The sequence below is a fragment of the Azospirillum griseum genome (assembly GCF_003966125.1).
Taxonomy (GTDB): domain Bacteria; phylum Pseudomonadota; class Alphaproteobacteria; order Azospirillales; family Azospirillaceae; genus Azospirillum; species Azospirillum griseum.
Map to the genome: position 1 here is coordinate 35298 of NZ_RXMA01000001.1, position 13489 is coordinate 48786.

Consider the following 13489-nt stretch of genomic DNA (forward strand, 5'->3'; position numbering starts at 1 on the left):
GTTGAAAGGAGCGGTGCGCGCCACTACCTTGACCATTGCATCCGCCTGTCGTGGGTGTGGCTGGTACGGGTGTTGCCAATGCGCATTCTGTTGCTGATTCTGTGCTGCCTTCTTGGCCTTTCCGGGACGGTCATGGCATCGGAAGGGGCCGCCCCCGGCAATCTGCCGCCGACGGTGCGCATCAAGCCCCTGATGGTTCCGGTGGTCAGTGCCCAGGGTCGGATCGAGAAATACACGCAGATCGAAGTCAATCTGGAGGTTGGTGACGCGATGCGGCTGGGCGAGGTTCAGCTGTCCATTCCACGCCTGCACGACGCGATCCTGACCGCCATTTACAAAGGCATTGACGAGGGATGGATCGTGCGCGGCAACATCGCCAACATCCCCGCCCTGCGCCGCAAGATCGATGAGGCGGCGATCGGCATGTTCGGCAAGAACGTCGTCACCCGCATCCTCATCGCGCCGATTTCCCGGCAATCCTCCTTCCAATGACGGGCCACACCGCCGTCGTTCGTCCCAACCGCGCAGTCAAGGAAACAGCACCGTCATGGCCGTGATCTATGTGGCGCGCAGCGCCGCCCTGACCGCGTGGGCGTCCGATGTCGGGCAGGGCAAGCACAGCTTCAAGCTGGGTGTGGCCGAGGATGAGGCGTCGATGAAGGCCGCCATCGCCGCCGGTTGGGGCGGCGAAAGCGATTGGAAGCTGGTGCTGTCACAGTCGGCGGATGGCGTGACGGAAGACGAGGCGCTGGCCCGTCTGACCCGTCGGGAAAAGACCATCGATCCCGGCTATTATCCACGGCTGAAGGGAGCGACCGGCATTTTCCGGGTGTCGGTCGCCAACGTGCAGCGCAGCCTGCTGATGGCCCAGGCGATGGATCCCGATCAGCCGATGACCGATGTGAAGGTCAAGCCCAAGGACATCGCCGCCTATTTGATCCGCAACGCGCTGGCCTGAGCCGCCCTGTCCACCGGACCCATCGCCATGGACCCATCGCCATGACCACCCCGCCCGGCGCCATCATCCGCCGCGTCCGCTTCGACGAGCTGTCCGCCCGCGAGTTTCACGCCCTTTTGTGGATGCGCCAAAGCGTTCTGATCGTCGAGCAGGCCTCCCCCTACCCCGACATCGACGGGCGTGACCCCGACGCGCTGCACCTGATCGCCACCCGCGTCCAGGATGGTGCGCTGGTGGGCTGCGCCCGTGTTTTCGGCCCCGATCCCGAGAAGGGCGGGGCCACCGCCTTCGGTCGGCTGGCCGTGCGGCCGGAGGAGCGCAAGACCGGTTTGGGCCGGAGGCTGGTCGCCGAATCCCTGGCCGAACTCACCGAACATTGGCCCGCGCAGGATGTGGTGATCGGCGCGCAACTGTATCTGGAGCGCTTTTACGGCGGCTTCGGTTTTGTGCGGGACAGCGACGTCTACGACGACGGCGGCATCCCGCACATTGACATGCGCCTGCGGCGCTGAGGCGACATGCGCCTGCGGCGCTGAGCACCCAACCGAACGTCAGGCCGACGGCCCAAGCGCGCGTTTGACGATGACGGCCAGCTTGTCGAGCATCGCCGGGTCGCGCACCGCCGGAGCCGTCATGATCGCGTTGTCGAGCGCGGTGTGGCAGCCCTGGGAGCACGCCCCCTGGCGGCTGGCGATCTTGGGCGCCAGCGACGCCACCAGGGCGCGGGCCTTCCCGGCGTTGGCCACCACCACCTTGATGACCGCGTCCACCGTCACATGCGCGTGGTCGGTGTGCCAGCAATCATAATCCGTCACCATGGCGACGGTGGCGTAGCAGATCTCCGCCTCGCGGGCGAGTTTGGCCTCGGGCATGTTGGTCATGCCGATCACGTCACAGCCCCAGCTCCGGTACAGCTCCGATTCAGCCATGGTGGAGAATTGCGGGCCTTCCATGACCATGTAGGTGCCGCGCCGCTGGTGGGGAATCGCCAACTCCTTGAGCGATTCCTCGATCCGGTCGCCCAGGCGGTTGCACACCGGGTGGCCCAACCCGACATGCGCCACCAGCCCGGTGCCGAAAAAGCTCTTTTCGCGCGCGAAGGTGCGGTCGATGAACTGGTCGATCACCACGAAGGTCCCCGGCGGCAACTCCTCCTTCAGCGAACCGACAGCGGACACCGACAGGATTTCGGTGACGCCCAACTGCTTCAAGGCGTGAATGTTGGCGCGGAAATTCAGCTCCGACGGCGGAATCCGATGACCCCGGCCATGGCGCGGCAGGAAGACCAGCTTTTGCCCGTTCAGGGTTCCGGTCAACAGCTCGTCGGACGGATCGCCGAAGGGGGTTTCGACCTTCACCCACCGGGTGTTGTCCAGCCCGTCGATGTCATAGACACCGCTGCCACCGATCACCCCCAACACCGCTTCATCCGTCATGCTCATCCCCTGTGGCCGCAAAGGCGCGTGGTCAAACCCGGGGGGAGTATCCCGACGACCGCTGCCAAAGACAAGCGGTTGTCCTTACCGCCGCCACAACACCGGCAGCGCCAGCCCGACGAGCAGCCCGCCCAGATGCGCCCCCCACCCCACCTCGGCCAAGGGCGAACCGGCTGAGGGTGGGTGGATCACCAGGACGGCGTTCACCATCGCGAAGGCCCCGATTCCCACCACGGCCAGCCATCGCCAACCCGACCGCGCCCACAGGCCGTTGCGCGGCGGTTGCCACAGGAACGCCCCCATCAGGGCGCAGATCGCCCCGCTCGCCCCGATCAGCGGGGCCATCCGGTCGGTGGCCAACAGCCCTTCCAGGCCAGCGGCGGCCAACGCGCCCAGCGCGAACAGCAGCAGGAAGCGCCCATGACCGACGGCGCGCTCCACCGCATCGCCCAACGGCCACAGCACCAACAGGTTGGTGGCAAGATGCAGCGCGTCGGCATGGACAAAGGGATGGGCGACCAACCCGATCCACAGCGCCGGAGTCGGCAGCGGCCCCGCCACCCCACCGCCGCCAAAGGCGTAGGCGGGGACAAAGGCCAGCCGGTCGGGTGGCAGCCCCAGGGCATAGACCACCACGCACAGCGCCATCAGCGCGCGGTTGGCGTGGGGCGTGAGCGCGCGCCGAGGGTCTGCCGTGCCGTCCATCCGTTTTCCCATCGCGCCAACTCCCCCTCCGCCCCCACCTTCGGCCGACCGCGTTGCCCGCGTCGATCCGCCTCAACCCACACAACCCCACGGCCCGTCTGACTTTCGCCCCCTCGGCCCGCCCCTGCGGCGCAGCAAGGGCTTGGTGCGGACGCACAGGGCTGGCACAGTGTTGCGCACAAGCGGGAACAGAATAGCCCGCAACCATGGTGATTTTGGGAGAAACGCGCATGAACGCACGTGTCGATACCAGCCGCATGCAGGTGGATCGGCGGGGCCGGGTGATGGTTCTGACCATGACCGACCCGGAAAACCGCAACGCGCTGGGTCTGGCGATGATGGCGGGTGCCCGCGACGCGCTGGACGAAGCGGTGCATGACGATGGCATCGGGGCCATCGTGCTGACCGGGGCCGATGGCGCGTTCAGCAGCGGCGGCCATCTGAGCAACCTGTACCATCACGGCAGCCGCTCGCGGTCGGAGAATCGCGACGGGATCGAGCGCTTTCACGGCTGGGTCCGCGCGATGCGCGAATGCCCCAAGCCGATCGTCGCGGCGGTGGAAGGCGCGGCGGCGGGCGCTGGCTTCTCGCTGGCGCTGGCCTGCGATCTGGTGGTCGCGGCTGAAGACGCCCGTTTCCTGACCGCTTACATGAAAGTGGGGTTGACGGCGGATGGTGGCGCGTCGGCGTCGCTGGCCCGCGCGCTGCCGCCGCAGCTCTACGCCGAACTGATGCTGACCGGCGGGCCGGTGTCGGCGGGCCGTCTGCACGCGGCGGGCGTGGTCAACCGCGTCACAGCCCCCGGCGGCGCGCTGGAAGAGGCCGTCACCTGGGCGCAGACCATCGCCGAAGGACCAAGCGGGGCCATGGGCCGGGCCAAGAAGCTGATGGAACTGGCCTATGGCAGCTTCGCCACCCAACTGGCCCGCGAAAGCGACCTGTTCGTCGAGGCCCTGCATCATGGCGAGGCCAAGGAGGGCATCACCGCCTTCTTTGAAAAGCGCCCGCCGGTGTTCCACAAGCGCTGACGCCAAAGCGGCGCGTCGCCCCCGGAAGCCTGTCCGAGGGCGACGCGCCGTGTTGCAACCCGTGTCAGCCGGGATGGCGCGTCAGCGCACCAGGACCTTGGCCGCTTCCTTGGTGGTGATGACGGCGTGCGCCGCTTGATGCACGGCGGCTGTAATTTCCGTGACGCTGGCGGACACCGATGACACCGCCATTGACGCGTTTTGCATGTTGGACGACATGCTTTGCGTCACCGCGCTCTGCTCCTCCACCGCTGAGGCCGTCACCGCCACATGCTCGCGCACCGTGTTGACCGCGTCGCGAATCGCGGTCAGCGCGCCCGCCACCTCCGCCGACGTGGCCTGGATTCCGGCGATCTCCGTGGAAATCTGCTCGGTCGCCTTGGCCGCCTGGTTGGCCAGATTTTTGACCTCACTGGCGACGACGGCAAAGCCCTTGCCCGCCTCGCCCGCGCGGGCGGCTTCGATGGTGGCGTTGAGCGCCAGCAAATTGATCTGCCCGGCGATGCTCTGGATCAGCCCGACGATGCCGTTCATCGCCTGGGCGGCGTTGGTCAGCTTGTCCGTGCTGGTCCCGACCGCCACGGTGCGGTCAAACGCCTGTTCGGTGGCCGACCGCGCCCGCGCCATGCTTTGCGAGATTTCGCTGACCGACGCCGCCAACTCTTCCGCGCTCGCCGCGACCGTCTGGACGTTCTGGGAGGTTTCCTCCGCCGCCTTGGAGGCTGAATTGGCTTCCTCCGTCGTGCGGGCGATGGCGTCGTCGATCTCGCCGAAATTTTTGTCGATGAGCTGCTTGAGATTGGCCAGCAACTCCATTTGGGCGGAAATGTCGGTGGCGAATTTCACCACCTTCGTCACCTTGCCATGCTCGTCGAAAATCGGGTTGTAGGCCCCTTCGATCCACACGACCCGCCCGCCCTTGGCGATGCGCTTGTACTGGCCCGCCACATACTCACCGCGCCGCAGCATGTCCCAGAATTTCGCGTAGTCGGCGCTGTCGCGGTAGGAGGGTTCGACGAAGATGCTGTGGCGCTGCCCCTTCACCTCGTCCAGCCGATAGCCCATCGCCTTGAGAAAATTGTCGTTGGCGGTGACGATGGTTCCGTCCGTGGTGAACTCAATGACCGCCTGCGAGCGTGACACCGCCTGGAATTGCGACGCGTAGTCGAAATTTTTCAAACGGTCCTTGGCGTTGGACCATTCCACAACATAGCCGAGACGCTGCCCGCCCTGCATCAAGGGCGTCACAAGCAAATCGAACTGGTGGTTCGCCACCTTGATCGAGGCGCTGTGCGGCTTGGTCAGCGCCGCCAGCATCCGACGCTGGTGGTCGGGATTCTTGTGAAAAATGTCGATGTTGCTGCCGACCAGTCCGGCGACGCTGAAGCGCGGCAATTCCTTTTTGATGTCCGCCTCAGCCTCCTGCAACAGCGCCAGCACCGACGGGTTGACGTAGGTGATGACCAAATCCTTGTCGGCGATCATCACGTTGGTCCGCAGCGCGTGAAGGGCCGAAGCGTTGCGCGCATCCTCAGTCGTGTTTTTCAGAAAGCCGAACATGTCATTCCCCGTGCCACAGCCAAATTTTCTGTTGTTTGTATAACATGAAATCCAGTCATCTCACAACATACGTAAGCATAGAGGTTTTCACTTAGGAGTTTACCTGCAAACGGATCTCATTCATTCGCGCATCATTTATTCATTCCAATCTTCTATTGAAATAAATTTTCTCACTATTGAAATATTGTTTCTTGCTCATTGTAAATTTTTCCCTTACGCGCCAATAAATACAACCGTCACCCCCACTCCAGCCTGCGGAGACAACGCCAATCTGCGGGCAATGGTACGGGCGCAACAGAATGGAAATGGCAACCCCTGTGGGTCGCCATTTCCCTGCCTAACGGCCCATCACCCCACGCCGTTGGCCTTGAACCACGCCTGCATCCGCTGCCATCCGTCATAGGCGGCGGACGCGTTGTAGGTCGGGCGGTAATCGGCGTTGAAGCCGTGATCGACGTCCTGATAGACGACGATCTGCGACTTGCTGCGGCCGATCTGCGTCTTCATCGCCTCCACATCGGCGTTGGGGATGAAGCCATCCTTGGAGGCGTAAAGGCCCAACACCGGAACCTTGACCTTCTTGCCGACCGAAATGGCCGAGGTGCCCTTCGGGTTCCAGGGCGGCGCGCCCAACAGCCCGTACCACGACACACCCGCCTTGACCGCCGGGTTGTGCGCGGCGTAGAGCCAGACCGCCCGACCGCCCCAACAAAAACCGGTGACGCCCAACCGCTTGGTGTCGGCCTTGCCCGACGCCTTGGCGTAAGCAACGGCGGCGTCGAGGTCGCTGTTGACCTGCTCGTCCGGGACCTTGGACACGACCTGGGTCAGAATGTCCTTGATGCTCTCCAGCTTCGACACGTCGCCCTGACGCGCGTACATCTCCGGCGCAATGGCGTAATAGCCAAGCTTGGCCAGACGGCGGCAGACGTCCTTGATGTGCTCGTGGACGCCGAAAATCTCCTGGATCACCAGCACGGTCGGAAACGGCCCGCCCGCCGCCGGATGGGCGCGATAGGCCGGAATGGACCCGTCGGCCACCGGGATTTTCACCTCTCCGGCCACCAGCCCTTCGTCGCTGGTGCGGATGGCCTGCGCCACCGCCGGGGTGACGGCGGCCACGGCAAAGCCAGCGGCCAGACTTGTGACCATGAAATGGCGGCGGTTCAGGTCGGTCAGGCCCGAAGCGGGGTCGGCGATCATCGCGGGGCGCGTGTCGAACTCAATGCGGTCCATGCCTACGGCTCCTGTCGGATGGCAAAGCATCAAGGGGTTCCCTTGAGCGGCGGAATTAGGCGGCATCCGATTGTTGGGCACCAGCACAAATTTCGCGCACCCAGCCTCTCCCCCCACGCAACGCCCGCATCTTTTGCGCTCAAAGGCGGCGCACCACCGACGATCACACCCGCCATACGTTTGCGTGTTGCCGATTCGTGCGTTTTGATTGTAAAAACACTCACCATGACACAACCGCGCCGCCCCCTCTCCGACGCCGAACGGCTCGACTGGCTCCGCCTGATCCGCACCGAGAATGTCGGACCGATCACCTTTCATCGGCTGCTCGACCAGTTCGGCAGCGCCCGGGCGGCGTTGGACGCGCTGCCGGAGCTGGCGCGGCGCGGCGGGCGCACCAAACCCTTGCGGGTCGCCAGCAAAGCCGACGTGGAGCGCGAGTTCCTCGCCAACCGCAAGATCGGCGCGCGGCTGATCGCCGCCTGCGAACCGGATTACCCCGAAGCGCTGGCGGCGGTGGACGACGCGCCCCCCATCATCTCCGTTTTGGGCCACCCGCATCTGCTGGCCCGCCGCGCGGTCGCCCTGGTCGGCGCGCGCAACGCCTCGCTGAACGGCAAGAAATTCGCCGAAACGCTGGCCCGCGATCTGGGGGCCGCCGGGATTCTGGTGGTGTCGGGGCTGGCGCGCGGCATCGACACGGCGGCGCATGTCGGGGCGCTGGCCAGCGGGACCGCCGCCGTGGTGGCGGGCGGCATCGACGTCGTCTATCCGCCGGAGAACGAGGCGCTGTACCGCGACATCGTGGCGCAAGGGGTGGTGGTGGCGGAAAGCGCCGTCGGGACCCAGCCGCAGGCCCGCCATTTCCCCCGCCGCAACCGGCTGATTTCCGGCCTGTCGCTGGGCATTGTGGTGATCGAGGCGGCGTTGAAATCCGGCTCCCTCATCACCGCCCGCATGGCGCTGGAGCAAGGGCGGGAGGTGATGGCGGTCCCGGGGTCGCCGCTCGACCCACGCTGCCAGGGAACCAACGGGTTGATCCGCGACGGCGCGGCCCTGGTCGCCAGCGTGGACGATGTGCTGCGCGCGCTGGAATCGCTGCGCCCGCCCAGCCTGGGCGAACGCCAACCCGACCTGTTCGCGGGCAGCCGCCCCCGCGATCCCGACGAAGCCGATCTGGCCGAGGCGCGCGCGCTGATTCTGGAAAACCTCAGCCCGACGCCCGTCACCATTGACGAACTCGTTCGCGGGTGCCAATTGTCCGCACCGGTGGTGCTGACCGTGGTTCTGGAACTTGAGCTTGCCGGCCGAGTCCTGCGGCAACCCGGTCATCAGGTGTCTCTCGCCTGATCGGCACCGTCGGGTTCTGGGTGGGCACACGCAAAGGGCAGGTCTCTTGCCGGGCAGCAACGTCGTCATCGTCGAATCGCCGGCCAAGGCGAAGACCATCAACAAGTATCTGGGCGAGGACTACACCGTCATCGCCAGCTTCGGCCATGTGCGCGACCTTCCGGCCCGCGACGGCTCGGTGCGCCCCGCCGATGACTTCGCCATGGAATGGGAGCTGGGCGACCGGTCCAAGCGCCACATCGACGACATCGCCAAGGCGGTGAAATCGGCCAACCGCATCTATCTGGCCACCGACCCGGATCGCGAGGGGGAGGCCATCGCCTGGCATCTGTCCGAACTCTTGCGCGACAAGCATCTGTCCGACGACCGCGAGGTCCAGCGCGTCACCTTCAACGAGATCACCAAGACCGCCGTGCAGACCGCCATGGCCAACCCGCGCGCGGTGTCGCAGGAGTTGGTGGACGCCTATCTGGCGCGACGGGCGTTGGATTATCTGGTCGGCTTCACCCTGTCGCCGGTGCTGTGGCGCAAGCTGCCCGGCTCGCGGTCGGCCGGGCGCGTGCAATCGGTCGCCCTGCGGCTGGTGTGCGAACGCGAATCGGAAATCGAAATCTTCAAGCCCCAGGAATATTGGTCGATCGGCGTCGGCTTCACCACGCCGGGCAGGGTGGCCTTCACCGCCGCCCTGACGCAGTTGGACGGCAAGAAGCTGGACAAGTTCGGCCTGCCGACCCGCGCCGCCGCCGAGGCCGCCGTCGCCCGCATCCAGCCGCAGGCCTTCGCCGTGTCGGCGGTGGAGCGCAAGCAAAGCCGCCGCAACCCGTCGCCGCCCTTCACCACCTCCACCCTGCAACAGGAAGCCTCGCGCAAGCTGGGCTTTGGCGCGACGCGCACCATGCGCACGGCGCAGAAGCTGTATGAGGGCATCGACATCGGCGGCGAAACCGTCGGCCTCATCACCTACATGCGTACCGACGGCGTCAGCCTGTCGCAGGAGGCCATCGAGTCGGCCCGTCAGGCCATCGGCGGGCAATTCGGCGACCGCTATGTCCCAGCACAGCCGCGCGTTTACAAGACCACGGCCAAGAACGCGCAAGAGGCGCACGAGGCGATCCGCCCGACCGACCTGAACCGCCGCCCGGACAGCCTGACCGGCGCGCTGGAGGCCGACGAGCTGCGGCTGTACGAGCTGATTTGGAAACGCACGCTGGCCAGCCAGATGGAAAGCGCTGTTCTGGATCAGGTCGCCGTGGACATCGCCAGCCCGTCCAAAGATGTGGTGCTGCGCGCCACCGGCTCCGTCGTCGTCTTCGACGGCTTCCTGAAGGTCTATCAGGAGGACCGCGACGACAGCGCCGAGGATGACCAGCAGGAACGCCGCCTGCCCGCCATGGAGCAGGGCGACGCTCTAGCCCGGGGCGACATCGCGCCCGAACAGCATTTCACCCAACCGCCGCCGCGCTATTCCGAAGCCAGCCTCGTCAAGAAGCTGGAAGAACTCGGCATCGGCCGCCCGTCCACCTACGCCTCGATCCTTCAGGTGTTGCAGGACCGCGAGTATGTGCGGATCGACAAGCGGCGCTTCTTCCCGGAAGATCGCGGGCGGCTGGTCACGGCCTTCCTGGAAAACTTCTTCCACCGCTACGTCGAATACAATTTCACCGCCAATCTGGAAAACCAGCTCGACGAGATTTCCGACGGCAGGATCAACTGGAAGACCGTTCTGCGCGACTTCTGGGAGCCGTTCGAACTGGCGGTCAACGGCACCAAGGATCTGACGATCACCCAGGTGCTGACCACGCTGGACGACGAGCTGGGGCCGCATTTCTTCCCCACCCCGACCGAGGGCGGGCACGACCCGCGCGTCTGCCCGGTGTGCCAGGAAGGGCGGCTGGGGTTGAAGCTGGGCAAGATGGGGGCCTTCATCGGCTGTTCCCGCTACCCGGACTGCCGCTACACCCGCCCGCTGGCCGTGGCCGGGGAGGAGAGCGGCGGCCTGCCTGAAGGGCCGCGCGACCTGGGCCTCGACCCCGAAACCGGGTTGCCGGTGACGGTGCGGCGCGGGCCGTTCGGGGCCTATGTCCAGCTTGGCCCAGCCCCGGTTGAGGCCACCCCCGCCCCGGCGGCGGTGGAGGAGCCGCCCGCCGATGGCAAGAAGCCCAAGGCCAAGAAAAAGGCGAAGGACGAAGCGCCGAAGCCCAAACGCGTCTCCCTGCCCAAGGGCATGGCTGCGGGCGACATCGACCTGGACAGCGCGCTGCGCCTGCTGGCCCTGCCGCGCGTCATCGGCACGCACCCGGAAACCAACGAGGAGATCAGCGCGGGCATCGGCCGCTTCGGTCCCTATCTGAAGCACGGCAGCGCCTACAAATCGCTGACGCCGGACGACGATGTGCTGACCATCGGCATCAACCGCGCCGTCGATCTGCTGGCGGAAGCGGCGAAAAAGGCGTCGGCCCCGGCCAAGACGCTGGGCGATCACCCCAAGACCGGCAAGCCGATCACCATGGGATCCGGTCGCTTCGGCCCCTATGTGAAGCATGGGAGCGTCTACGCCTCCATCCCCAAGGCGACCGAGCCGGACAGCCTGACGCTGGAACAGGCGCTGGAACTGCTCGACGCCAAGGTCGCCAAGGACGCCGCCAAGAAGGGCAAGGCCCCGAAGGAGGCCGACGCCACCAGCGCCGACGCCAGCGGCGAGGCGGCGGAGAAGAAGGTGGCGGAGAAGAAGGTGGCGGAGAAGAAGGCCCCGGCCAAGAAGACCGCCGCCAAGAAGACGGCGGCCAAGGCCACGGACACGACCGAGGGCACAGCCGAGGCTGCCCCCAAAGCCACCAAGGCCAAGACCACCAAAGCCAAGGCCCCCGCCGAGGCTGGAGCCGCCGAGGCCCCGGCAACGAAGGCCCCGGCAACGCGCAAAAAGGCCTCCTGATCGGCCCCCACCCCGCCCCCACATCGGGAACGGGGTGGGAAACGCCCCCTCCCATCCATGACCACGCCGAAACCGACCCGCGCTTGACCTCCGCCCGTTTCCCGACCAAGGACGCCGTCCTTGCCCTGATCCGATCCAGCGCGACGCCGGTCGGCAAGCGCGAGATCGCCCGCGCCTTCAAGCTGTCCGGCTCCGACCACCGCGAACAGCTCAAGGCGCTGTTGAAGGAGTTGGAGGCCGACGGCGCGGTCGAACGGGGGCGCAACAAGCGCATGGCCCCGCCGCAAAGCCTGCCCGACGTGGCCGCGCTGGAAATCTCCGGCCAGGACAGCGATGGGGAGTTGCAGGCCCGCCCGCTGGCCTGGACCGGCGACGGCGCGCCGCCGCGCATCTTCCTGCCCGCCCCACGCGGCGGTGGCCCGGCCCTGACGGTGGGCGACCGGCTGCTGGCCAAGCTGGCGCGGATCAACGACCGGCTGTATGAGGCGCGGATCATCCGGCGGCTGGAGGTCAGCCAGGACACCCGCATCCTTGGCGTCTACCGCCCCGCCCCCGACGGCGGACGGATCACGCCAACCGACCGCCGCAACAAAAGCGAGTTCGTCGTGCTGCCCCCCAACCGGGGCGAGGCGGAGGCCGGGGATCTGGTGCTGGCCGATCTGCTGCCCGCCGGACGGCTGGGGCAACCGCAGGCCCGCGTGGTGGAACGGCTGGGATCCACCGACGAACCGCGCGCCATCAGCCTGATCGCCATCCACAGCCACGGCCTGCCCACGGTTTTCCCCAGCGCCGCGCTGCGCGAGGCCGCGTTGGCGGGCGTCCCGTCGCTGGTCGGGCGGGAGGATCTGCGCGCCATTCCCTTCATCACCATCGACGGGGCCGACGCCCGCGATTTCGACGACGCGGTGTGGGCGGAGCCGGACGGCGATCCGACCAACCCCGACGGCTGGCACCTGATGGTCGCCATCGCCGATGTGGCCTATTACGTCCGTCCCGGATCGGCGCTGGACCGGGCGGCGTACGAACGCGGCAACTCGGTCTATTTTCCCGACCGCGTGGTGCCGATGCTGCCGGAAGCGCTGTCGAACGGGCTGTGTTCGCTGCGCCCGAACGAGGACCGCGCCTGCCTGGCCTTTCACCTGTGGATCGACCGCCACGGTGTGGTGATCCGGCATCGGTTGACACGCGGCCTCATGCGGTCCGCCGCCCGCCTGACCTACGAACAGGTGCAAAACTGCCACGAAGGGCGGCCGGACGACGACACCGGGTTGCTGGCCGACGGCGTCATCGCCCCGCTGTACGGCGCGTACGCCCGGTTGTGGGCGGCGCGCGTACGGCGCGGGCCGCTCGATCTTGACCTGCCCGAACGCCGGGTGGTGGTGGACGCGCGCGGGCGGGTGGGCGCGATCACGCCCCGGCTGCGGTTGGACAGCCACCGGCTGATCGAAGAGTTCATGATCGCCGCCAACGTCGCGGCGGCGGAAACGCTGGAGGCGCGCGGCATGCCCGCGCTGTACCGCGTCCACGACCAACCGTCGCTGGACAAGATGGAGACGCTGCGAACCTTCCTGACCGGCATCGGCCTGCCGCTGCCCAAGGCGGGGGAGGCGCTGACGCCGGACCATTTCGCCCGCATCCTGCGCCGCGTCGACGGCACGGCGGTGTCGCAACTGGTCAGCGAGGTGATCCTGCGCGCCCAGGCCCAGGCCGCCTACAGCCCGGACAACATTGGCCATTTCGGCTTGGTGCTGCGGCGCTATGCCCATTTCACCTCGCCCATCCGCCGCTACGCCGACCTCATCGTCCACCGCGGGCTAATCCGCGCCCTGTCCGTGGGGGTCGGTGGGCTGGACGATGCGGGCCTGGAGCGGTTGGCCGAAACCGGCGACCATCTGTCCAGCACCGAACGCCGGGCCGCCGCCGCCGAACGCGACGCGGTGGACCGCTTCACCGCCGCCCATCTGGCCGACCGCATCGGCGCGCGCTTTGCCGGGCGGGTGTCGGGGGTGACTCGCTTTGGTCTGTTCATCCGCCTGGACGAAAGCGGGGCCGACGGGCTGATTCCCATCAGCGCCCTGGCCGACGACCGGTACGAGCATGACGAGGCTGCGCGCGCCCTGGTGGGCCAGCGCAACGGACACCGCCACCGCCTGGGCGACGCGGTCACGGTGGTGCTGGTGGAGGCCGATCCGTTGACCGGCAGCACGCTGTTCCACCTCGCCGACGGCCGCAGCGAACAGCCCGGCGACTCCGGGATCTGAGCCGGGGGCGTGGCCCCACCGCAACG

At 67.0% G+C, this 13489-nt stretch carries 11 protein-coding genes; 7 read left to right on the forward strand and 4 right to left on the reverse strand.

Translation table 11 applies throughout. From position 1 onward, the window contains the following. The first annotated feature begins 78 nt into the window (after nucleotides 1-78). Genes EJ903_RS00200 through EJ903_RS00210 form a run of 3 tightly spaced genes read left to right on the forward strand, consistent with a single transcriptional unit; the run spans nucleotide 79 to nucleotide 1470 of the window. Nucleotides 79-492, forward strand: coding sequence for a hypothetical protein (locus EJ903_RS00200; RefSeq protein ID WP_126611010.1), 414 nt, complete (start codon nucleotides 79-81; stop codon nucleotides 490-492). A gap of 55 nt (nucleotides 493-547) precedes the next feature. Next, nucleotides 548-958: a hypothetical protein gene (locus EJ903_RS00205; protein WP_126611012.1), complete on the forward strand. Its 411-nt coding sequence runs from the start codon at nucleotides 548-550 to the stop codon at nucleotides 956-958. A 41-nt stretch (nucleotides 959-999) separates the two neighbouring features. Next, nucleotides 1000-1470, forward strand: coding sequence for a GNAT family N-acetyltransferase (locus tag EJ903_RS00210; RefSeq protein ID WP_126611014.1), 471 nt, complete (start codon nucleotides 1000-1002; stop codon nucleotides 1468-1470). Between the two features lie 39 nt (nucleotides 1471-1509). Here EJ903_RS00210 and EJ903_RS00215 read toward each other — a convergent pair whose 3' ends face one another. After that, a complete protein-coding gene (locus EJ903_RS00215) occupies nucleotides 1510-2400 on the reverse strand; it encodes an S-methyl-5'-thioadenosine phosphorylase (RefSeq protein WP_417281857.1) in 891 nt (296 codons plus the stop codon). 78 nt (nucleotides 2401-2478) lie between these two features. After that, the gene (locus EJ903_RS00220) at nucleotides 2479-3099 is read right to left on the reverse strand and encodes a rhomboid family intramembrane serine protease (protein WP_246015016.1); all 621 of its coding nucleotides are present in this window, start codon (nucleotides 3097-3099) and stop codon (nucleotides 2479-2481) included. A gap of 230 nt (nucleotides 3100-3329) precedes the next feature. Here EJ903_RS00220 and EJ903_RS00225 point away from each other — a divergent pair, with 230 nt between their 5' ends. Further along, entirely contained in the window at nucleotides 3330-4127 is a 798-nt protein-coding gene (locus EJ903_RS00225; RefSeq protein ID WP_126611020.1) for an oxepin-CoA hydrolase, alternative type, read from the forward strand. 81 nt (nucleotides 4128-4208) lie between these two features. Here the strand turns inward: EJ903_RS00225 and EJ903_RS00230 are convergent, their stop codons facing one another. Continuing rightward, nucleotides 4209-5687: a methyl-accepting chemotaxis protein gene (locus tag EJ903_RS00230; RefSeq protein ID WP_126611023.1), complete on the reverse strand. Its 1479-nt coding sequence runs from the start codon at nucleotides 5685-5687 to the stop codon at nucleotides 4209-4211. Between the two features lie 348 nt (nucleotides 5688-6035). Continuing rightward, nucleotides 6036-6923: a dienelactone hydrolase family protein gene (locus EJ903_RS00235; RefSeq protein WP_174237223.1), complete on the reverse strand. Its 888-nt coding sequence runs from the start codon at nucleotides 6921-6923 to the stop codon at nucleotides 6036-6038. A 225-nt stretch (nucleotides 6924-7148) separates the two neighbouring features. Here EJ903_RS00235 and dprA point away from each other — a divergent pair, with 225 nt between their 5' ends. From dprA to rnr, 3 genes are all read left to right on the forward strand, one after another. Further along, complete coding sequence (gene dprA / locus EJ903_RS00240) at nucleotides 7149-8270, forward strand: DNA-processing protein DprA (protein WP_126611025.1); 1122 nt, start codon at nucleotides 7149-7151, stop codon at nucleotides 8268-8270. A gap of 46 nt (nucleotides 8271-8316) precedes the next feature. After that, nucleotides 8317-11202 carry a type I DNA topoisomerase gene (gene topA, locus EJ903_RS00245; RefSeq protein ID WP_126611027.1) on the forward strand — a complete coding sequence of 962 codons (2886 nt, stop codon included), beginning with the start codon at nucleotides 8317-8319 and terminating at the stop codon, nucleotides 11200-11202. A gap of 83 nt (nucleotides 11203-11285) precedes the next feature. Beyond that, the gene (gene rnr / locus EJ903_RS00250; protein WP_126611029.1) at nucleotides 11286-13463 is read left to right on the forward strand and encodes a ribonuclease R; all 2178 of its coding nucleotides are present in this window, start codon (nucleotides 11286-11288) and stop codon (nucleotides 13461-13463) included. Nucleotides 13464-13489 lie beyond the last annotated feature (26 nt).

Bases quoted from the DNA above. Each gene is read 5' to 3' on its own strand.
- EJ903_RS00200 (WP_126611010.1), top strand. From the start codon at position 79: ATGCGCATTCTGTTGCTGATTCTGTGCTGCCTTCTTGGCCTTTCCGGG.
- EJ903_RS00205 (WP_126611012.1), top strand. From the start codon at position 548: ATGGCCGTGATCTATGTGGCGCGCAGCGCCGCCCTGACCGCGTGGGCG.
- EJ903_RS00210 (WP_126611014.1), top strand. From the start codon at position 1,000: ATGACCACCCCGCCCGGCGCCATCATCCGCCGCGTCCGCTTCGACGAG.
- EJ903_RS00215 (WP_417281857.1), bottom strand. From the start codon at position 2,400: ATGAGCATGACGGATGAAGCGGTGTTGGGGGTGATCGGTGGCAGCGGT.
- EJ903_RS00220 (WP_246015016.1), bottom strand. From the start codon at position 3,099: ATGGACGGCACGGCAGACCCTCGGCGCGCGCTCACGCCCCACGCCAAC.
- EJ903_RS00225 (WP_126611020.1), top strand. From the start codon at position 3,330: ATGAACGCACGTGTCGATACCAGCCGCATGCAGGTGGATCGGCGGGGC.
- EJ903_RS00230 (WP_126611023.1), bottom strand. From the start codon at position 5,687: ATGTTCGGCTTTCTGAAAAACACGACTGAGGATGCGCGCAACGCTTCG.
- EJ903_RS00235 (WP_174237223.1), bottom strand. From the start codon at position 6,923: ATGGACCGCATTGAGTTCGACACGCGCCCCGCGATGATCGCCGACCCC.
- dprA (WP_126611025.1), top strand. From the start codon at position 7,149: ATGACACAACCGCGCCGCCCCCTCTCCGACGCCGAACGGCTCGACTGG.